This is a genomic window from Embleya sp. NPDC020886 (assembly GCF_044333915.1).
Taxonomy (GTDB): Bacteria; Actinomycetota; Actinomycetes; order Streptomycetales; family Streptomycetaceae; genus Embleya.
Genome location: NZ_JBIRRX010000005.1, coordinates 66,176 through 85,156, shown reverse-complemented (window position 1 = coordinate 85,156; position 18,981 = coordinate 66,176). Strand labels below are relative to the sequence as shown.

17 protein-coding genes are annotated in these 18,981 nt (G+C 72.8%); 10 read left to right on the top strand and 7 right to left on the bottom strand.

The features are described 5' to 3' along the window. Nucleotides 1-92: 92 nt before the first annotated feature. From ACH4U8_RS19635 to ACH4U8_RS19620, 4 genes are all read left to right on the top strand, one after another. Entirely contained in the window at nucleotides 93-998 is a 906-nt protein-coding gene (locus ACH4U8_RS19635; RefSeq protein ID WP_395778995.1) for an SDR family NAD(P)-dependent oxidoreductase, read from the top strand. Further along, nucleotides 995-2,011 (top strand): TIGR03617 family F420-dependent LLM class oxidoreductase, encoded by a 1,017-nt coding sequence (locus tag ACH4U8_RS19630; RefSeq protein WP_395778993.1) that lies wholly within the window; start codon nucleotides 995-997, stop codon nucleotides 2,009-2,011. The genes ACH4U8_RS19635 and ACH4U8_RS19630 overlap by 4 nt, the downstream gene beginning before the upstream one ends. A 789-nt stretch (nucleotides 2,012-2,800) precedes the next feature. Then, nucleotides 2,801-4,372 (top strand): putative Ig domain-containing protein, encoded by a 1,572-nt coding sequence (locus ACH4U8_RS19625; RefSeq protein WP_360306071.1) that lies wholly within the window; start codon nucleotides 2,801-2,803, stop codon nucleotides 4,370-4,372. Nucleotides 4,373-4,595: 223 nt separating this feature from the next. Next, nucleotides 4,596-6,824, top strand: a complete 2,229-nt coding sequence (locus ACH4U8_RS19620; RefSeq protein ID WP_360306069.1) for a UvrD-helicase domain-containing protein — start codon at nucleotides 4,596-4,598, stop codon at nucleotides 6,822-6,824. 60 nt (nucleotides 6,825-6,884) lie between these two features. On the opposite strand, the gene ACH4U8_RS19615 is transcribed toward ACH4U8_RS19620, so the two are convergent. The 3 genes from ACH4U8_RS19615 to ACH4U8_RS19605 all read right to left on the bottom strand — a co-directional run bounded on the left by ACH4U8_RS19615 (nucleotide 6,885) and on the right by ACH4U8_RS19605 (nucleotide 10,366). Further along, entirely contained in the window at nucleotides 6,885-7,820 is a 936-nt protein-coding gene (locus tag ACH4U8_RS19615; protein ID WP_360306067.1) for an alpha/beta hydrolase, read from the bottom strand. 29 nt (nucleotides 7,821-7,849) lie between these two features. Further along, nucleotides 7,850-8,770, bottom strand: a complete 921-nt coding sequence (locus ACH4U8_RS19610) for an SDR family NAD(P)-dependent oxidoreductase (protein WP_360306065.1) — start codon at nucleotides 8,768-8,770, stop codon at nucleotides 7,850-7,852. 111 nt (nucleotides 8,771-8,881) lie between these two features. Beyond that, nucleotides 8,882-10,366: a flavin-containing monooxygenase gene (locus ACH4U8_RS19605; protein ID WP_395778991.1), complete on the bottom strand. Its 1,485-nt coding sequence runs from the start codon at nucleotides 10,364-10,366 to the stop codon at nucleotides 8,882-8,884. 255 nt (nucleotides 10,367-10,621) lie between these two features. Here ACH4U8_RS19605 and ACH4U8_RS19600 point away from each other — a divergent pair, with 255 nt between their 5' ends. Both ACH4U8_RS19600 and ACH4U8_RS19595 read left to right on the top strand, forming a co-directional pair. Continuing rightward, entirely contained in the window at nucleotides 10,622-10,936 is a 315-nt protein-coding gene (locus tag ACH4U8_RS19600; protein ID WP_395779522.1) for a ubiquitin carboxyl-terminal hydrolase 14, read from the top strand. A gap of 78 nt (nucleotides 10,937-11,014) precedes the next feature. Next, a complete protein-coding gene (locus ACH4U8_RS19595) occupies nucleotides 11,015-12,004 on the top strand; it encodes a sigma-70 family RNA polymerase sigma factor (RefSeq protein WP_395778989.1) in 990 nt (329 codons plus the stop codon). Here the strand turns inward: ACH4U8_RS19595 and ACH4U8_RS19590 are convergent. Next, nucleotides 11,915-12,322 (bottom strand): lipid asymmetry maintenance protein MlaB, encoded by a 408-nt coding sequence (locus ACH4U8_RS19590; RefSeq protein ID WP_395778988.1) that lies wholly within the window; start codon nucleotides 12,320-12,322, stop codon nucleotides 11,915-11,917. The genes ACH4U8_RS19595 and ACH4U8_RS19590 overlap by 90 nt on opposite strands. Before the next feature lie 189 nt (nucleotides 12,323-12,511). On the opposite strand from ACH4U8_RS19590, the gene ACH4U8_RS19585 reads away from it, so the two are divergent. After that, nucleotides 12,512-13,327: an SAM-dependent methyltransferase gene (locus ACH4U8_RS19585; protein WP_360306057.1), complete on the top strand. Its 816-nt coding sequence runs from the start codon at nucleotides 12,512-12,514 to the stop codon at nucleotides 13,325-13,327. An 81-nt stretch (nucleotides 13,328-13,408) separates the two neighbouring features. Here ACH4U8_RS19585 and ACH4U8_RS19580 read toward each other — a convergent pair whose 3' ends face one another. Next, a complete protein-coding gene (locus ACH4U8_RS19580; protein ID WP_360306055.1) occupies nucleotides 13,409-13,915 on the bottom strand; it encodes a hypothetical protein in 507 nt (168 codons plus the stop codon). A 71-nt stretch (nucleotides 13,916-13,986) separates the two neighbouring features. Then, complete coding sequence (locus tag ACH4U8_RS19575) at nucleotides 13,987-14,643, bottom strand: CoA transferase (protein WP_395778986.1); 657 nt, start codon at nucleotides 14,641-14,643, stop codon at nucleotides 13,987-13,989. A gap of 198 nt (nucleotides 14,644-14,841) precedes the next feature. On the opposite strand from ACH4U8_RS19575, the gene ACH4U8_RS19570 reads away from it, so the two are divergent. Beyond that, nucleotides 14,842-15,198: a hypothetical protein gene (locus ACH4U8_RS19570; RefSeq protein WP_395778984.1), complete on the top strand. Its 357-nt coding sequence runs from the start codon at nucleotides 14,842-14,844 to the stop codon at nucleotides 15,196-15,198. 15 nt (nucleotides 15,199-15,213) lie between these two features. Here the strand turns inward: ACH4U8_RS19570 and ACH4U8_RS19565 are convergent, their stop codons facing one another. Continuing rightward, complete coding sequence (locus tag ACH4U8_RS19565; RefSeq protein WP_360306049.1) at nucleotides 15,214-16,020, bottom strand: enoyl-CoA hydratase-related protein; 807 nt, start codon at nucleotides 16,018-16,020, stop codon at nucleotides 15,214-15,216. Nucleotides 16,021-16,108: 88 nt separating this feature from the next. Between ACH4U8_RS19565 and ACH4U8_RS19560 the strand changes: the two genes are divergently transcribed. Both ACH4U8_RS19560 and ACH4U8_RS19555 read left to right on the top strand, forming a co-directional pair. After that, nucleotides 16,109-16,573 carry a DUF4442 domain-containing protein gene (locus ACH4U8_RS19560; RefSeq protein ID WP_395778982.1) on the top strand — a complete coding sequence of 155 codons (465 nt, stop codon included), beginning with the start codon at nucleotides 16,109-16,111 and terminating at the stop codon, nucleotides 16,571-16,573. Between the two features lie 129 nt (nucleotides 16,574-16,702). Then, nucleotides 16,703-18,964 carry a hypothetical protein gene (locus ACH4U8_RS19555; RefSeq protein ID WP_360306045.1) on the top strand — a complete coding sequence of 754 codons (2,262 nt, stop codon included), beginning with the start codon at nucleotides 16,703-16,705 and terminating at the stop codon, nucleotides 18,962-18,964. The last annotated feature ends 17 nt before the right edge of the window (nucleotides 18,965-18,981 follow it).

Sequence of the window (18,981 nt, the reverse complement as noted above, 5' to 3'; positions counted from 1 at the left end):
CGGCGGCGCGAGCACTCGGACGACCTTGCAAACCCGCCACCCGCACCGCATAGTGCTAAACACAGTCAAGCATCTATCCGGCGGAGCGTGCCATGCCATTCGGACCCGACACCACCACCGACGAGGTCCTGGCGGGCCTCGACCCGACCGGCCGGGTCATCGTGATCACCGGCGGCACCTCCGGCCTGGGTCGGGAGAGCGCCCGGGCGCTCGCGGCGGCCGGCGCGCGGGTGGTGGTGACCGCGCGCGACGCGGACAAGGGTCGGGCGGCGGTCGCGGACCTGCCCGGCAAGGTGGAGTACGCCGTCCTTGACCTCACCTCGCTCGCCTCGATCCGCGCCGCCGCCGCCGAACTGCGCGAGCGATTCCCGAGGGTGGACGTCCTGGTCAACAACGCGGGAGTGATGGCGACCCCGTTCGGTCGCACCGCGGACGGCTTCGAGCTGCAATTCGGCACCAACCACGTGGGCCACTTCCTGTGGACCAACCTGCTGGTGCCCGCCCTGGGTCCCGGTGCGCGGGTGGTCAACCTCAGCTCCGCCGGGCATGTCGCCTCCGGGATCCGCTGGGCCGACCCCAACTACCGGGACGCGCCGGAGGATTACCAGCCCTGGAAGGCGTACGGCGCGTCCAAGACCGCCAACATCCTGTTCACCGTCGAATCGGACCGCCGGTTGCGCGGGCGCGGTATCCGGTCCCTCGCGGTGCACCCGGGCATGGTGGCGACCAACCTCGGTCGGTACATGACCCGGGACGCGGGACGCGATCTGCAGAAGAAGGTCACCGCCGCGAACATGCCGCCGCTCAAGCAGGTCGCGAGCGGTGCGGCGACCCAGGTCTGGGCGGCGGTGGGCGGTGAACTCGCCGACGTCGGCGGGGTCTACCTCGCGGACTGTGCGATCACCACCGAGCACGCGCCGTGGGCGCTGGACGAGGCGGACGCGGCGCGGTTGTGGACGTTGTCCGAGGGCCTGGTCGGCGAGGACTTCCCCTGGTGAGGGTCTACACGGGGATGGATCCGCGGCTGCCGCTGCGCGAGGTGGCCGCGCACGCGCGCCGGGCCGAGGCGGCCGGGTTCGACGGGTTGCACGTGGCCGAGACGGTGCACGACGCGTTCGCGGTCGCGTTGCTGGCCCTGGAGCACACCGAACGGATCGTGGTGCGCACCTCGGTGGCACTGGCCTTCGTGCGCTCGCCCCTGCTGACCGCGTACGGCGCGTGGGACCTGGCCCGCTTCTCCGGCGGCCGGTTCCAACTCGGCCTGGGCAGCCAGGTGCGGCCGAACATCGAGGAGCGGTACGGCATGCCGTGGTCGCCGCCGGTGGCCCGGATGCGCGACTACGTGGGCGCGGTGCGGGCCGCCTTCGAGGCGTTCCGGACCGGCGAACCGCCCGCGCACGAGGGGCCGCACCACCGACTCACCCGGATGCAGCCGTACTTCAACCCCGGCCCGGACCCGGACACCGTCGCCCCGCGCATCCTGCTGGGCGGGGTCGGCCGGGCGATGTGCACACTCGCGGGCGAACTCGCGGACGGCCTGGTCACCCACCCCACCAACTCCGGGCCGCGCTGGTTGCACACCGTCGCCCGCCCCGCGGTCGCCGAGGGCCGATCCCGCGCCGCGGTCCCGCGCACGTTCGAACTGATCGCCGGCACCCAACTGATCGCGGGCGCGGACCGTGCCGGGCTGGACGCCGAACGCGAGCGGCAGCGGCGGCTGTTCGCGTTCCTGTACTCGACCCCCGCGTATCGCGGCACGCTCGACCTGTACGGCTGGGGCGAACTCCAGGACCGGTTGCAACTGATGATCCGCCGGGACGACTGGTCCGCGTTGGCGCGGCACGTCACCGACGAGGTGCTCGACACGCTGGTGCCGATGGCGCTGTACGAGGAGATGCCCGCGCTCATCCGCAAGCGCTGGGGCGGCCTGGCGGACGCGGTCACCGTGCCGCTGCCGGTCGATCCGGCGCAGGACGCGCGGATCCGGGACGTGGTGCTCGCGCTGCGCTGAACGGGCGCGCCGGATGGTGCGTCGAAGGTTTCGAGTGGGGCGACGGGCCCGCAAGCGGGGGGAATGCTCGCGGGCCCGTCTTCCTCGGCGGCGCACTGGGGGGAGGTGCACGCCGCCGGCCGCCCCGCCGGTACCGTCCCGGGCCCGGCGGGAGCTTGAGGCCACGATGCCGCGTCGGTACCCCTTCGCGCCGGAGGATCGCCATATCCGGTCCCCATCGGTCGGCAAACACAGTCCACCTCCCGAGGATTGGCTCTTTGTGGGCAGGCCAGTCGGATCGAGAATGGGAACTGGCCTGGTTGTTGTGCGGGCCGATTCCATCGTGCCGCCGGGAGTGTGTCTCGTGAACGCGTATGTCGTCTGGTTCCTGGTCCTGTTCGTCGTGGCAACCGCCCTGCTCGGCCCGCGATTCGGCGCCGACACGCGCGACGGCGCGGATTGGTCCGCACCCCGCGGGCGGACCGGGACGCCGGGCGTCGACCCGCCCGAACCGGCGCCGGCCGGCGAACCGGCGCCGGCGCGGATCGTGGCGGCGTCGACGAAAACTGACGGATGGTCAGCTTTGCCGGGTCGTGCACGTACGGGCGGCCCGGACCAGCGAATTCCATCGAGTGATCTTCTGGTCGGGGGCACTCCCGGTCGCTCCCGGTGAGCGCTAGCATCCGCGCTGAGGAGCTGCCGGAAAAGCCGTGCGCGCGGAATCCGCCGACCCCGTGAAACGGGGACCGCGGTGGGCCGTCCGGTGCCGTCCGGTATCGACAGCCGCAGCCCACCCGGGGGTCCATCTCCATGCACAGCGCCATCCGCCGTCGTATCCGCCCCGGAACACTCGCAGCCGGGCTGCTCGCGACGGTGTGCGCACTCGCCGCGCTCGCGCCGGCGGCGGTCGCCGGCGCCGACCGGCCGGGCGCCGTCCGAGCGCGGCCCGCCGCGCCGACGACGCCCGGCGGCACGACCCAGGTGCAGACGGCGGTCACCGGCGGCGGCGACCACCGGGTGACCGTGCCGGTCGGGGCCACCGCGATGACCGTGACCGTGTACGGCAAGGCGGCCGGCACCGTCCCCGGCTCGTCGGTGGCCGGCTCGGCCGCGGTCGCCGCGAACGGTCCGGTCCAGGCCGGCGCGACCCTGGTGGTCGGGATCCGCGACAACGGCACCACACTGTCCTCGGCGACCGCCCCGCTGCCCTGGCTGTTCGCCCCCGCCGCCGGCGGCAACGGCGCGTACGCCGACCCGATCGTCTTCCCCGGCGCGCAGACCTCCGCCTCCGGCGGGGTCGGCGACGGCCACGCCCTGCTGTCCTTCACGGTGCCCGCCGCCCAGGTCGGCGACCTGCTTCCGGCGATCGACTTCGGCGTCTCGCCGGTGGGCCGGGCGGTCACCCGCAATCTGCCGATCACCACGACCGGCGACGTGCCGTTCATGATCGCCTCCGCCAAGGTCGACGGCCCCTTCGCGGTCGACGCCAACGGCACCACCTGCGCGTCCGGCCCGGACACCAACGTGCCCGGCGGCTCCGCGTGCTCCTTCGCGATCACGTTCACCCCGACCAAACGCGGCTCGGCCGGCGGCACCCTCACCCTGACCGGCAACATCCCCGGCGGCAGCCGCACGGTCACCCTGTCCGGGGTGGGCAGCGGCAAGCCCGGCGCGCCCGGGGGCCTGGCCGCCACCGCCGGCCAGGGACAGGCGGTGTTGTCCTGGATGCCGCCGGCGGACACCGGCGACAGCCCGATCACCGGCTACCGGATCCTGCGCTCGACCAACGGCGAACCCGGATCGGCGGCGCCCCTGGCCACCCTGGGCGCGGACACCCTGACCCACACCGACCAGGGCCTGACCAACGGCACCACGTACTCGTACACGATCGTCGCGATCAACGCGATCGGCGAATCCGACCCGTCCCCGCCCGTCGACGCGGTGCCCTCGGCCACCCTGGTGCTGCCCGCCGCCGAGCTGCCGCCCGCGACCGTCGGCCGCCCGTACACCGCCAAGCTCGCCGCCCAGGGCGGCACCGCCCCCTACCACTGGGTCGCCGACGACCCGCTGCCGCCGGGACTGACCCTGGACCCGGACGGCGGTGTGATCACCGGCACTCCCAGCACCCCCGGCGAGACCGGCTTCGGGATCACCGTCTCGGACAACGCGCCGATCCGGCACGAGGCCAAGGCCCGCTTCGGGATCACCGTGACCGCCCCGGCCGGGACGGCCGCCGGATCCGCGCAGGCCGCGCTCACGCCGAGCGGTACGGACGGCGACGACGGCTCGCACGTGAGCACCTGGCTGTGGGGGATACTCGGACTCCTGGGCCTGATCGGGGTCGCCGTCGCGGTGCGCCGGCTACGGGCCAGGCAGGTCTGAGCGGGTCCCGAGCGCCCTGCCGAACCGTCCCGCCGGGCCCGGGCGTCGCGAAGACCGACGCGGGTCCCGAATACTGTGTCCCTCCGGGGGAGCACCCCCGACCCCAGCCGCAACCCCCGTGGGCGGATCGGCCCGCGGGGGACAGCGCCGGCGACGCCATACGATCGTCGGCGCCTCGTCCATCGTGGGCGCAGACCTGTGTCACGTCACAAGGAGCATCACTATGCCCGCGCCGGCAGGCGACCCCCAGGCCAAGGAACGCGAGCTCGCCGCGGAACAGGGCCATGTCGATCGCTCCTACACGCGCCTGGAACACATGCGCGACGAAGCCCAGGCGCTGCTCCGGCAGGGCTACCGGCAGGCGCAGGTCGGCACGCGCGCGGCGCTGGTCGAGCGGGACGTCATGGTCTACCGCGCCGAACTGTGGGCCCGCTCACTCGACGCCGCCGACGACGGACTCGTCTTCGGCCGACTCGATCAGCTCGACGACGAGGTCCGGCACATCGGCCGGATCGGCATCCGCGACGAGGACAGCGAGGTGCTCGTCGTCGACTGGCGCGCGCCCGCGGCGGAGGCGTTCTACCGGGCCACCCCGGACGACCCGCGCGGTGTGGTCCGCCGCCGGGTGCTGCACTGCCGAGGCCGCTCGGTGGTCGACATCGAGGACGACCTGCTCGACCCGGACGCCGCCGGCGACATGGTCATCGTCGGCGACGGCGCCTTCCTGGCCGCGCTCTCGCGCACCCGGGACGGCTCGATGCACGACATCGTGGCCACCATCCAACGCGAGCAGGACGAGGCCATCCGGGCGCCGATCGACCGCTCGGTGATCGTGCGCGGCGGCCCGGGCACCGGCAAGACCGCCGTCGCGCTGCACCGGGTGGCGTACCTGATGTTCCAACACCGCCGCCGCTTCGGCTCCCGCGGTGTGCTCGTGGTCGGCCCCAACCCGCGCTTCACCGCCTACATCGAACGGGTGCTGCCCTCGCTCGGCGAAGGCGGCGCGGTACTGCGCTCGCTGGGCGACATGGTCGACGGCGTCGAGGCGGCCTACCACGACGACGCGGCGGCGGCCAGGCTCAAGGGCGCCGCCGCGATGTCCCACCTGCTCCGCCGCGCGGTGGCCGACGTGCCGGCCGGCGCGCCGACCGAGTTCGCGATCTCGCACCGGGGCACCAGGATCGTGCTGGACCACAAGGCGCTGCGCCGGATCCGCCGCGAGGTGCTGGCCAAGAACCGCGGCGGCCCCAACACCGCCCGACTCCAGGTGGCCCGCCAACTGCTCACCGAGCTGTGGGGTCGACTGCTCTCGCGCGGCGCCGGGCGCGGCGAGAAGGACGCGTTCCACGAGGACGTGGCCGCGCGCGAGGAGTTCGCCGCGTTCCTGCGCGCCTGGTGGCCGCTCCAGCGGCCCGCGGACGTGCTGGCCGGCTTGGCCGATCCGGAACGGCTGCGCCGTTTCGAACGCGACCTGACGCCCGCGCAGGTGTCCGTACTGGCGAGTTCGTGGGCGCGCACCGCGCGCACCGGCGAGGTCTCCTTCCACGACGTGGCGCTGATGGACGAGCTGACCGGCCTGCTCGGGCCGCTGCCGCGCAAGCGCACGGTGGCCTACGGCAACCCGGACGAGGACAACCCGTACGTGGTGGACGGCCGGGACATCTTCAGCGGCGAGGCGGTCGGCCGGGACGTCCCGGACGAGATCACCGAGGTGACCACCTACGCGGACCGGATGGCCGGCGGCCGCGGTGCGCGCAGGCCGCGCGACGAGGACGAGGACGAGCCGGTCGAGTACGCGCACATCGTCATCGACGAGGCGCAGGACCTGACCCCGATGCAGTGGCGCATGCTCGGCCGGCGCGGCCTGCACGCGACCTGGACCATCGTCGAGGACCCCGCGCAGAGCGCGTGGGAGGACCCGAGCGCGTCGGCGGCGGCGATGGCCGAGGCGTTGCGCGAGCGGGGCCGGTACGAGTTCGAGCTGACCACCAACTACCGCAACCCGGTGGAGGTGGCCGACGTCGCCGCGCGGGTGCTGGTGCGGGCGGTGCCCGGGGCACGGCCGGCTCGGGCGGTGCGCAGCGGCGGCGAGCCGCCCACCGTGCACGCCACGGCGGGGGAGCGGACCGGCCCGGTGGTGCGCAAGCTGGTGCGCGAGCTGCTGGAGACGGTCGAGGGCACCATCGGCGTGGTCACCCCGGTCGGGGCGACCGAGGAACTGGCGGCCGAGCTGGCGGGCCTGGATCCGCGGGTGCAGCCGATGGACGCGCTGGACGCCAAGGGCCTGGAGTTCGACGTCGCGGTGATCGTCGACCCGCGTGGGATCGTCGAGCAGTCGCCCAACGGCATGCGCACGCTCTACGTGGCGCTGACCCGGGCCACCCGGCTGCTGGCCGTGGTCACGGCGGACCCGGATTGGACCGCGGAGTTGCTGGGGATCGAACCGCGCTGACCGTCGCGGGGACCGAGGGCCGGCCTGCCCTCGGTCCCCGCGGGCGCGGTCGGGCGGGTGCTACCCGGCCACGCCCGCGCACAGGGCGCGCAGCGGTGCGATCACGCTGTCCGGGCGTTCGGTGAACACCATGTGCCCGCAGTCGGGCTCGACGTGCAGCGTGGCCTCGGGGAGTTCGGCCGCCAGCGCCCGGCTGTGCGCGAGCGGGGTGAGCCGGTCGTGCGCGCCCACCACGATGTGCACCGGCACATCCGCGAGCGCGGTCAGCGCGCCGGCCTTGTCGTGCCCGGCCAGGGCCGGGAAGAAGCCGCACACCGTGGTCATCGGCGTCGCGAACACCATCTGCGCACAGTCGCGCACCACCGTCGGGTCGGCCGTCGGGCCGAACAGGCCGCGCTGCACGACCCGCAGATGACGCGGCCGGTCCGGGCCCGGCAGCAGGGTCCGGCCCCGGGTCACCAGGCGTGGGTGGCGCCGCCCGAACGCGAAGAATCGGGTCTGCGCGGCCGACCTGAGCCGCACCGCCGCGGGCAGCCCGCGTCCGGTCGGCACCAGGTCGCCCGCCGAGGTGCCGACCAGGACCACCCCGGCCACCCGAGTCCCGAACAACTCGGGACGGGCCGCGGCCAGCGCCATGATCGTCATGCCGCCCATGGAGTGTCCGCACAACAACACCGGACCACTGGGCGCGACCGCGTCGAGCACGTCGGCGAGGTCGTCGCCCAGCAGGTCGATCGTCCACGGCGCGGCCCGCCCGGCCGTGGATCGCCCGTGTCCGCGATGGTCGTAGCCCACCGCACGCACCCCCGCCGCCACCAGTGCCTGGATCTGCGCCCGCCAGATGTCGCCGTGCAGGGTCCAGCCGTGGGCGAAGACGACCGTCACCGCCGCGTCGGGCGGCCCGGACACGCTCACCCGAAGTTCCGCGCCGTCACCGGTGCGAACCGTGACGTCCTGTCGTACGGGTGACCCGGTGCTCCCGATGTCCGCCGTCATGCTCGCCTCCCAGTGCCCTCTGCTGCTTTCTACCCACCGGTAACGGGGTCTGAATACCCGTCCGAGGGCAAAACCGGCACCGCGGCGGGCGGCTGTGACGCCGCGCGCGGGCCGGGCGCCGACGTGGTGGGCCCGGTGCGTCCGGAGACCAGGCGCACCACCGGTTCGAAGATCGACCCGAGCAGCCGGGAGCCGACGTCGATCACGGTCGCGTCCGCGCCGACGAACACCCGGGCCCGACCGCGAAGCACACCACGCAGGATGATCCGGGCCGCCCGCTGCGCCGAGGTGCGCGACACCGCGTCGTGCAGCGCCACCACCGCGTCCCTGTCGTGCCCGGCGGCGGCGCGCGAGTTGCGCACGATGTCGGTCTTTATTCCGCCCGGGTGCACGGTCGTCACCCCGACCCCGGAGCCGGAGAGCCGCATCTCCTGGCGCACCGACTCGGTGAAGCCGCGCACGGCGTATTTGGCCGCGCAGTAGGCGCTCTGCGAGGGCACGCCGAACAGCCCGAACACCGAAGAGATGTTGACCAGGTGGCCCTGGGAGGAGCGGCGCAGGTGCGGCAGGAACGCCTTGGTGCCGTAGGCGACACCCCAGAAGTTGATCCCCATCAGCCATTCGAAGTCGTCCCAGGACATCTCCTCGACGTCCGCGGTCAGCGCGACGCCGGCGTTGTTGACCACCAGGTCGACCCCGCCGAACCGCTCGGCGGTGGCGTCCGCCCAGGCGAGCACGGCCGTGCGGTCGGCGACGTCCAGGACCGTGCAGTGGATCTCCCGCGCGCCCAGTCGCGCGGCCTGCGCCTCGGTCTCGTCGAGCCCCGCCGCGTTCACGTCGGCGAGGGCGAGCCGCGCGCCGTGCGCGGCCAGTTCGCAGGCCAGGGCTCGCCCGATGCCCGACCCCGCGCCGGTGACGACGCACACCCGACCTGTGAATTCCCGGATCACACGCACTCCCTGTCCATACCGCCCGAACCCTCGCCGGGCGCCGCGCGCGCCCGACGCGTGCATCCCATCAGATCCCGACGACCGGTTGAATCCGATAATCCGATAACTGGCCTAGGCAAACCGGTCCCACCGCCGAGCCCGATGACCCGCCGGCGAGAACCGGCGGGTCATCCGCCGGAACCGGGTCAGCGAACCCGGCCACAGCGCGGTGACCCGGCCGTTGCGCTCGTCCAGATACCAACTCGTGCACCCACCGGTGGCCCACACCGTGCGGCCCATGCGCTCGTCGAGCCACCCGTTGTACGCGTCCTGCGTCGTGGGCAACACCTCGACGTCGGCGATGCCCTGATCGTGCATCTGCCGGATCGCGTCCACCGCGTAGCGCACCTGCGCCTCGATCACCACGGTCATCGACGAGTGCCCCAGCCCGGTGCCCGGACCGATCACCAGGAACAGATTCGGGAAACCGGCCACCATCGCCCCCCGATGGGCCGCCATGCCCTCGCGCCACACCTCGCTCAGCGTGCGCCCGTCGCGCCCGGTCACCACGCTCGCGATCGGCGGCCGGGTGGCCTCGAAGCCGGTGCCGAAGACGATCGTGTCCGCCTTGTGTTCGACCCCGTCCGCGGTGACCAGCCCGCCCGGCCGCACCGAGTCGATCGCCGAGGTGATCACCTCGACATTGGGCTTGGTCAGCGCCGGATAGTAGTCGTTCGACAGCAGCACCCGCTTGCAGCCGAACCGGTAGTCGGGGGTCAGCCGGGCGCGCAGTTCGGGGTCGGCGACCTGCGCGCGCAGATGCGCCAGGGCCTGCTTCGTGGCCGCCGCGCTGATCAGCTCGCGCGGCCCCAGGAACGCGCCGAGGGTGGCCTCGCGCTGCCAGTACAACCCCTGACGCACCAGTTGCTGCGCCGTCGGCAGCCGCCGGTAGAGCCATCGCTGCCAGTCGGGCAGCGGTCGGTCGTGGCGCGGCAGGATCCATGGCGGGGTGCGCTGGTAGACGTCCAGGCGGCTCGCCCTCGGCTGGATGTGCGGGACGAACTGGATCGAGGAGGCGCCGGTGCCCACCACCGCGACGTGCCGGCCGGTCAGGTCGTGCTCGTGGTCCCAGCGGGCGGAGTGGAACACGTGCCCGCCGAAGTCGGCCAGACCGGGCAGTGCGGGCAGTGCGGGCTCGGTGAGCGGGCCCGCCCCGGCGATCACCACGTCGGCGGTGTAGCTGCCGGCGTCGGTGGTCAGGTGCCAACGCGCCCGCTCGTGCTCCCATCGGGCCGCGGTGACCTCGTGACCCAGCCGCAGGTGCGGCAGCAGTCCGAACCGGTACGCGCAGCGGCGCAGGTACGCCTGGATCTCCGCGCCCGGTGAGAACGCGTGCGACCAGGTCGGATTCGGCGCGTACGAGAAGCAGTACAGGTTGGACGGTACGTCGCAGGCCGCGCCCGGGTACGTGTTGTCCCGCCAGGTGCCGCCGACGTCGTGGGCGCGCTCCAGGATGACGAAGTCCTCGATGCCGGCATGGTGGCGAAGCCGGTGGCCGGCGGCCAGGCCGGAGAAGCCCGCCCCGATCACGGCCACCCGAACGTGCGTCGTGTCCACTGCGGCCTCCGTACCGGGTAGGGGCGCTGCACCTGGAGGCTACTGACAAGTAGCCTCGGCGCGGAAGACCGGACGCGGTCCTTGCGTCCATCGTTGCCGCCGCACGGTGATGCCGCCGGCGCACCCCGCGCCCGCCGCCCCGTCGTCGTTCGGGCACGCGTACGGCCCCGCGTGGTAGGGAAGGGGAGATCGATCGGGCCCGCGGGATCGCGGCACGCCCGCGGCACGGCGGTGAGGAGCACGACGATGGCCGGGATGCGTTACCAGGTGGTCCAGGACGGTGCCGGGCGGCCCTCGAACGGGCCCTGCGAGCACCTGGCCTCGCTGCCCGAGACGGTGCGGCCGGGTTCGACGAAGGGCTGCGAGGACTGCCTGCGCGACGGTACTCGGTGGGTGCACCTGCGGGAGTGTCTGACGTGCGGTCACATCGGCTGTTGCGACAGCTCGCCGCACCGGCACGCGACCGCGCACTGGCACGCCGTGAGTCACCCACTGGTGCGCTCGTTCGAGCCCGGCGAGGACTGGGCCTGGTGCTACGCGGACGAGCTCGTCGCGGTGCCGGTGGACTGACGCCCGGGGACATGTGTCGGTGCGGCTGCCTAGACTCCGAGGCGTGGTCGACACAGCCGGAATCGGTGGGAGTACCCGATGAGTGATCTCGTGACAACGGACGGCGCCGACGTGGTGGAGGTGCACTTCGAGCCGTTTCGGATGGAGCTCACCGGCTACTGCTACCGGATGCTCGGCTCGGTCTTCGAGGCGGAGGACGCGGTCCAGGACACCATGGTGCGGGCCTGGAAGAGCTTCGACCGATTCGAGGGCCGCTCCTCGGTGCGGTCCTGGCTGTATCGGATCGCCACCAACGTGTGTCTGGACAGCCTGAACGGGCGCGAACGCCGGGCCCGACCGATGGACCTGTCCTCGCCGGTGTCCGCCTCCTCGGCACTGACCCCCGCACTGCCCGAGGCCACCTGGATCGAGCCGATCCCGGACGGCCGGGTCGTGCCGAGCGTGGCCGACCCGGCCGAGCTGGCGGTCGCGCGCGAGAGCGTGCGACTCGCCTTCGTCGCCGCGCTCCAGCACCTGCCGCCCAAGCAGCGCGCCGTGCTGATCCTGCGCGAGGTGCTGGCCTGGAAGGCGAGCGAGGTCGCCGAACTGCTCGGCGGCACGGTGGCGTCGGTGAACAGCGCGCTGCAGCGGGCCCGGGCCGCGCTCGCGGAGAACGAGCCCGCCGCGACCGACCCGGTGCAGCCGCTGGACGAGGAGCAGCAGTCGCTGCTCGCCCGCTACGTGGACGCCTTCGAGCGCTACGACCTCGACTCGCTCACCGCCCTGCTGCGCGAGGACGCGACCTTGTCGATGCCGCCGTACGAGTTGTGGCTGCGCGGGCACGAGGACATCCGGGCCTGGTTCCTGGGCACCGGCAGTGGTTGCCGCGGTTCGCGGTTGCTGCCGATCGTGGCGAACGGCACGCCGGGCTTCGGGCAGTACCGCCCCAGTGGCCCCGGTGGCAGCTTCGAGCCGTGGGCGCTCCAGGTGATCGAGATTTCACAGGGGCAGATCATCGGCCTCAACTCGTTCCTCGATGTCCCGCACCTGTTCCCCCTGTTCGGCCTGCCGGCGACACTGGACGCCTAGCGATGCGCCGTGGCCGGCCGGGACGATGGTGTCCAGGCCGGTCAGGGTCAGCAGGTCGCGCAACTCACCGCCCACGCCGTGCAGTCGGATCCGCCGATCGAGGCCGCGCGCGATGAGTTGGAGTCGGGCCAGTGCCTCGATCGCGGCCAGGTCCGGGCGGGTCAGCGCGCTCACGTCGCAGGGGAACGGGTCGGCCGGATCGTCGTGCAGCAGTGCGAGCAGGCGTACGCACAGGCCGGGGACGTCCGTGCGGGCGAGCGGTGCGCGGACGACCAGTGCGCCGGGTGGCGTGGTGGGTGCTTCGGGTGGATCGACCATCGACGACCTCCTGTGACGACGCTGTACCCGGTTATGACCGCGTCGGCGGGCAAAACTCATCACCCGGGTTTGCCCGGAGGTCGTCGAGGGTTTCCCGGTGGGGGTGCAAAGTGTGGCAAGTCCCTTGTGGAACGGGCTGTTTGGCGTGACCTAGGCTGGCGCCGTACCGACTTTCGAGGGGATGACACGTTGTCCGAGCAGGACTGGGCACCCACCGGGATCGACGTCAGTCGCCCCCACCCCGCCCGTGTGTACGACTACCACATCGGCGGCAAGACCAACTATCCGGTCGACCGCGAGCTGGCGGAACGGTTCATCGCGGTCGCCCCGCAGACCTCGGTCACCGCGTTGGACAACCGGGCCTTCCTCGGGCGCGCCGTGCGGTACGCGGCGGAGCAGGGCATCGAGCAGTTCCTCGACATCGGGACCGGGATCCCGGCGCCCGGCAACACGCACGAGATCGCCCAGGAGGTCATCCCGTCGGCCCGGGTGGCCTACGTGGACAACGATCCGATCGTGCTGGCGCACGCCCGCGCGCTGATGCCCGCCACCGATCGCGGCCGGACCACCTTCACCATGGGCGACGTGCGCGAGCCGGAGAAGATCCTGGCCGCGCCCGAGGTGCGCGAGGTGATCGACTTCGAGCGCCCGGTGGCGCTGATGCTGGTGGCGATCCTGCACTACGTCTCGGCCGCCGAGGATCCCGCGGGCGTGGTCGACCGGTTGTTGTCGGCGATGCCTTCGGGCAGCCTGCTGATCGCCTCGCACACCACGTCGGACTTCCTGCCGCCGATCGCCGCGGAGCGGGTGCTGGAGATCAACGACGACTCCGAGTTCATGCTGCCGCGTCCGCACGCCGAGATCGCGTCCTTCCTGACCGGCGTGGAACTGGTCGAACCCGGCCTGGTCCAGGCGCCGTTGTGGCGTCCGGAAGAGGGCGCGGACCTGTCGCCCGAGCGGCTGGCGCAGTCGTGGATCTACACCGCGGTCGGTCGCAAGGTCTGAGCGGCGCCGGGGCGCCCGAACACGGCGCGAGTGCGGCGTCCGGCCGCCGGATCGGTGGCCGGACGCCGCACTCGACGCGCGCTACGGCAGGGTGTCCGCGACCGCGGCGACCAGTGCGCGCATCAGCGGTGTCTCGTCGATCCAGGCGACCGCGTCGCCGCGTCGGCGCGGCTCGGCGTCGGCCCGGATCGCGGACGCGTTGCGCTGCAGCCAGGCCGCCGCGTTCGCGCAGTGGTAGGGATGCATGTCGGCGATGGTCAGCACCGCGCCGCCCGCGGTGGTCCAGGTCAGTTCCCGGCGCAACAACTGCGCCCACGCGCCCTTGCGATGCCCGCCGCGCGCGATCAGCGCCTGACGGCCGGCCCGGGTGATGCCCATGTTGCGCCCGCGCAGCGGCACTTCGGCGCCGAGCCGGACCAGTCGGCCGCGCTGGAGGGTGGCCAGGGTGCGCAGCGAAATGCCGGGGGCGCCGTCGCGCACGCCGTCCGGGTGGGTGCGCACGGTCTTGGTGTCGATCCGGGTCAGGGCCCGGCGCACGGTCGCGGGTTTCACAGGGGTCAGCCGGATCATGGTGTTGACAGTGGTCATCGAGGGATCCTCCTCTGCGTCGAGCCGCGGCGGGTCGGCCGCGGTGGCGCTCAACCCATGCGTCCAGCATCTCATCCGGCACCGACATCAAGACCGGCGCGACCTGCGCATTCGTCAATCAAGTCCGGTTGTCGGTACGCAAGTTGACGGTGGGTCGGGAGGTTCGCCCGCGCCGCCGGACCGATGGATCGGGCGGGCTCGCGCGCGGGATCAGGCGGGGAGCCACGCGGGTGCGTCGTGGCCCCACGGGTGGGCGGCCGACGCCATGCCGTGGGCAGCCCGGGCAGTGCGAACGGCGGCAGCGCGTGGGTGAGCGGGCCGAGGGCCGTGTCGGTGGTGGCCGGATACGGGGCCGGGTCGTACGGCGGGGCTTCCTCGACCTCGCCGGGCGCGTGGGCACCGATCGCCCAGTGGGCGGTCCGGGCCGGCGCCGGGTCGATCCGACTGCCCCGGCGGTCGGCCAGGCGCAGCGTCAGGGCGCGCAGTACGGCCGCCGCGAGCAGATACCCGGTGGCCCGGTCCAGTGCCTGGGTCGGCAGCGCGCCCGGCTCCGGCCGGTCGCTCGCCTCGATCCGGGCGATGCCGCAGGCGGCCTGGACCAGGCTGTCGAAGCCGCGCCGGTTCACCCACGGCCCGGGACCCCAGGCGTTGAACGCGGCGGTGATCAGCCCCGGGTGGCGGGCGGCGAGGGTGTCCTGGTCCAGGCCCGGCGCGGGGGTGGTACGCATCGAAGCCTCACAGTTCTCGGAACTCCGCAGCCGATGGGGCGCCTGTTCGAGGGCCCCGGTCGGCAAACCGGCGGGTCGTCGGTGTCCGACCGTGCTCGCGTCCGCACTGTGGGCGTCCGGGCAAACGATTGGTCACTCGTTTGTGTAGGGGTTGTGCGGTTTGCCCTGTCGGGTGCGGTCGTGTTCGAGACTGAAGTCATGAGGCGGATCTGGGGCGGGGCCGGCGGGTCGGGGCTGGGGTCCCACGACGCCCTCTTCAAGGACGCCCGGCTGAGTGTGTCGGCGCGCGGCCTCGCGGTGTATCTGCTGTTGTTACCGGACGGCGCCCTCCCGGATCCGCGGGTGTTGGCCACCCGTCCGGGGGAGAGCGTCGAGTCGATCACGGGCTATCTGGACGAGTTGGCGACCGCGGGCTACCTGACCCGGGTTTTGGGCCGGAACGCGCGCGGCGACGCGATCGAGGAGGTCCGGCTCGCGGCGAATCCGGGCGAGCACGCGGCGGCGGCCGGGCGGCCGTTCCGCTGGGCGTTGCCCGGGCGTCCGGTGGGCGACTGAGTCCCCTTCGGCGCGCTACATGTCCTGCCAGATCGGGGGCCGGCGCTCGCGGAAGGCGGCGGCGGCCTCGCTCATGTTGCCGGTGAAGGTGCCGAGCACCTGGGTGCGGTTCTCCAGTTCGATTTGTTGGCGCAGCGAGGTCGCGCCGATCCCGGACCACAGGCCCTTCTTGGTCATCCACACGCCGTATTCGCTGTTGGCCGCGATGCCGCGGGCCAGGTCCAGTGCCGCGGGCAGGTGTTCGCCGGCCGGCACGCGGGCGTTGAGCAGGCCGTAGGCGTCGGCTTCGGCGGCGTCGAAGTGTCGCCCGGTGAGCATCAGTTCGGCGGCGCGGGTGGGGCCGACCAGGCGCGGCAGCAGGTAGCTGGTGCCCACGTCGGCGGAGGACAGGCCGACCTTGATGAACACCGAGCCGAACCGGCTGCTCTCGTCCGCGACGCGCAGGTCGCAGGCCAGCGCCAGGGCCAGGCCGCCGCCGACGGCCGCGCCGTGCACGGCGGCGATCACCGGCTTCTCGCATTCGTGGACGGCCAGGATCAGCTCGGACAGGTGTTCCTGCGAGCGGTAGACGTGCCCGACCGGGCCGCGGCCCTCGGCGTCGGGCGCGTGGTCCGGGTCGCCGGAGAGGTCGGCGCCGGAGCAGAACCCGCGACCCTCGCCGGTCAGCACGAGCGCGCGCAGCCCGCGTTCGCGGTGCAGGCCGGCGAAGGCCGTCTTCAGGTCGCTCACCATGGTCGCGGAGAGCGCGTTGAGCCGGTCCGGCCGATCCAGCCGGACGATCGCGATGTGGGGTTCGGGTCGCTCGATGCGCACGTATTTCATGTGACTCAGTCAAACATATTCACCGGGTGAAGGAAATGCCGGCGAGGTGCCGCCCCGGACGAAGTTACCTGCCGGTAGCATCGCGACCATGACTGAATCGACGACCGACTTCGACGCCGTCGCCGAGGGCCTGCGTGCCTCGGTGCCCTTCGTGCGCACGCTCGGCCTGGAGTTCGTGGAGCTCGCGGCCGATCGCGCCGTGCTGCGCCTGCCGGACGAGTCCGCGCATCACAACCACATCGGCGGCCCGCACGCGGGCGCCATGTTCACCCTCGCCGAGTCCGCCTCCGGGGCGATCGTGCTCGCCGCGTTCGGCGATCAACTCACGCGCGCGACGCCGCTCGCGGTGGATGCCGGCATCCGCTACCTCAAGGTGGCGCGCGGCCCGGTGCTGGCCGAGGCCAGGCTGGGCCGCCCCGCCGCCGAGGTGGTCGCCGAACTGGACGCCGGCAAGCGCCCGGAATTCGTGGTCGCGATCACGATTCGTGACGAAGCGGGCACCACCACCGCGGAGATGACCGTCACCTGGACGCTGCGCCCCAACCGCGCCTGAGAGGCGCACACTGGCGGTGACCGGTGGACGTTTCCGATCACCGCGTGCGGGCAGGCAAGGGCCCTGCCGGTCGGGAACGTCCCGATCATGGGTTTCGTCGGATTGGTGATGGTTTCCTATTCTGTGCGGATGACCGGACCGATCGTGGTGGGCAAGGTGTCCCGCCGACTCAGGATCCGCGAGGCGTGGCGACCGTGGCGCCGCGTCCTGCGGGCCCTGACGACGGCTCTCGTCGTGTTGTCGATCACCGTGGTCACCGGACTCGCGGTCGCGCGGGCCACCGTGCTCTCCGGCGACTGGTACGACGGCGTGCTCGAACGCGAGCACGCCTACGACCGGCTCTACGACGAGGTGCTGGTCGACCCCCGTCTGGCCGGCGTCACCAACGACCTGCTGGGCCGGCTGCCGATACCGCCCAACCAGGTCACCGCCAACCTGCGCCTGGTGCTGCCGCCGTCCACGCTGCGCGGGATGGTGCGCGAACAGGTCGGGCACACCGTCGGCTACCTGCGCGGCGACGAACGCGAACTGCGGCTGACCGTCGACCTCAAGCCGGTGATCAACAACCTGGGCAAGGTCGCCGACGTCTTCGTCGGCGACCTCACCGGCGACGTGCCCCGGGTGACCGAGGACAACGCGCCGGCCCTGGTGGACGGTGTGTCCAAGGCGCTGGACGCGCTCGCCCAGGGCCGCCCGCCGCAGGCCCTGCCGGCGCTGAACCTGGACCCGGCCGCGGCCCCCGAGGTGGCCGATCTGATCCTGGCCCGGCTGCCGGTGGAGGCGCGTGCGCCGATCCGCGGCCAGGTGGTCGCCTCGCTGCGCGCCGACGACCTCGGCGGGGTGCTCGTGGCCGTCGTCCCGGCGATCTTCGGGGAGAAGGTCCGGCAGGCGCAGCTCGGCCTGACCGGACTCTCGGGTGGTGGCACCTGGGACCTGACCCTGGACCTGCGGGCGAGCCAGGCCGACCGGGACACCCGGCTCAAGCTGGGGCAGCTCGAACAACTGCGCGCGATGACGGTGTTCGGCCTGGGCCGGCTGCTCACCGCGGCGAGCGTGACCGCGCTGCTGGGCCTGGTGGTGCTGTGGCGGACCGGGTCGGCGCGCGGTGCGGCCCGGCTGCGGCTGCCCGCGTTGGCGCTCGCGGGCGGCGGGCTGCTCGCCGGGCTGGGCTGCCTGGTCGCGTGGGGCCTGCTGCCGCACGTGGTCTCGGAGAACCGGGACGGCTGGGCGCCCTCGGTGGTCCGGCTGACCGGCGACATCCAGGAGGCCGCGGCACGCGACATCGTCGGGGTCTGGCTGGCCGCGGCGGCGGTGCCGCTGGTGTTCGGCGGGGTGACCTTCGGTGCGATCGTGCTGTGGGACAAGCACAAGCACCGGCGGGCCGCGCCGGTGCGGCACACCACCCGGCAGGTGCTCACCTCGGGCGCCGCGGTGGTCGCGGCCGGGGCGATCGCGCTGACCATCTTCGTGCCGGTGCCCACCTCCGGCTCCGGCTCCGACGCCAAACGCTGCAACGGGATGACCGAGCTGTGCAACCGGCGCTACGACCAGGTCGCCTATCTGGCCACGCACAACTCGATGTCCTCCACCGCGGCCCGATTCCTCAGCCCGCTCCAGGACGCGGACATCGTCACCCAGTTGGACGCCGGCGTGCGCGGCCTGCTGGTGGACTCGTACACGTGGGAGGCGCCAGAGGAGGTGGCCGGCCGGCTCGCCGAGTCGGATCTGGACCCCGAGTCGCGCAAGATCGTCGCCGGCGTGGTCAACGACGTCGCGCCGGCCCGCCCCGGGCTGTGGTTGTGCCACTCGGTGTGTCGGGGCGGTGCGTTGCCGATGGTGGAGACGCTGCGCGCGGTGGGCCAGTGGATGGACCGCAATCCGCACGAGGTGGTCACCTTGATCGTGCAGGACGCGATCACCGCGCAGCAGACCGAATGGGCGTTTCGCGAAGCGGGCCTGGAGCGACTGCTGTTCACGCCGGCGGCCGACCCGAACGAGCCGTGGCCCACGCTCGGTTCGATGATCGAGCGCAACCGTCGCCTGGTGGTCTTCGCCGAACGCGCCGACGGCCCCGTCCCGTGGTACCGCAACTTCTACAAGTACGGGATGGAGACGCCGTACGCCTACGCCAGCCCGGCCGAGATGAACTGCGCGCCCAATCGCGGCGACGTGGACAAGCGGCTGTTCCTGTTGAACAACTTCGTCACCTCCACCGGCGGCAGCCGAATCGACGCTGGCCAGGTCAACTCGCGGCCGTTCCTGCTGGATCGGGCCCGCCGATGCGAACGCGAACGCGGCGCCCAGGTGAACTTCGTCGCGGTCGACTTCGCCACCATCGGCGACGCGAAGGGCGCCGTGGACGTGTTGAACATCACCCGGAAAACTCACTGACGGGCCGTCAATTTATC

Excerpts from the sequence above, each read along its gene's own strand:
- ACH4U8_RS19595 (WP_395778989.1), top strand. The coding sequence starts at position 11,015 with ATGAGTGATCTCGTGACAACGGACGGCGCCGACGTGGTGGAGGTGCAC.
- ACH4U8_RS19635 (WP_395778995.1), top strand. The coding sequence starts at position 93 with ATGCCATTCGGACCCGACACCACCACCGACGAGGTCCTGGCGGGCCTC.
- ACH4U8_RS19590 (WP_395778988.1), bottom strand. The coding sequence starts at position 12,322 with ATGGTCGATCCACCCGAAGCACCCACCACGCCACCCGGCGCACTGGTC.
- ACH4U8_RS19615 (WP_360306067.1), bottom strand. The coding sequence starts at position 7,820 with ATGACGGCGGACATCGGGAGCACCGGGTCACCCGTACGACAGGACGTC.
- ACH4U8_RS19620 (WP_360306069.1), top strand. The coding sequence starts at position 4,596 with ATGCCCGCGCCGGCAGGCGACCCCCAGGCCAAGGAACGCGAGCTCGCC.
- ACH4U8_RS19555 (WP_360306045.1), top strand. The coding sequence starts at position 16,703 with ATGACCGGACCGATCGTGGTGGGCAAGGTGTCCCGCCGACTCAGGATC.
- ACH4U8_RS19570 (WP_395778984.1), top strand. The coding sequence starts at position 14,842 with ATGAGGCGGATCTGGGGCGGGGCCGGCGGGTCGGGGCTGGGGTCCCAC.
- ACH4U8_RS19580 (WP_360306055.1), bottom strand. The coding sequence starts at position 13,915 with ATGACCACTGTCAACACCATGATCCGGCTGACCCCTGTGAAACCCGCG.
- ACH4U8_RS19600 (WP_395779522.1), top strand. The coding sequence starts at position 10,622 with ATGCGTTACCAGGTGGTCCAGGACGGTGCCGGGCGGCCCTCGAACGGG.
- ACH4U8_RS19560 (WP_395778982.1), top strand. The coding sequence starts at position 16,109 with ATGACTGAATCGACGACCGACTTCGACGCCGTCGCCGAGGGCCTGCGT.
- ACH4U8_RS19625 (WP_360306071.1), top strand. The coding sequence starts at position 2,801 with ATGCACAGCGCCATCCGCCGTCGTATCCGCCCCGGAACACTCGCAGCC.
- ACH4U8_RS19565 (WP_360306049.1), bottom strand. The coding sequence starts at position 16,020 with ATGAAATACGTGCGCATCGAGCGACCCGAACCCCACATCGCGATCGTC.
- ACH4U8_RS19575 (WP_395778986.1), bottom strand. The coding sequence starts at position 14,643 with ATGCGTACCACCCCCGCGCCGGGCCTGGACCAGGACACCCTCGCCGCC.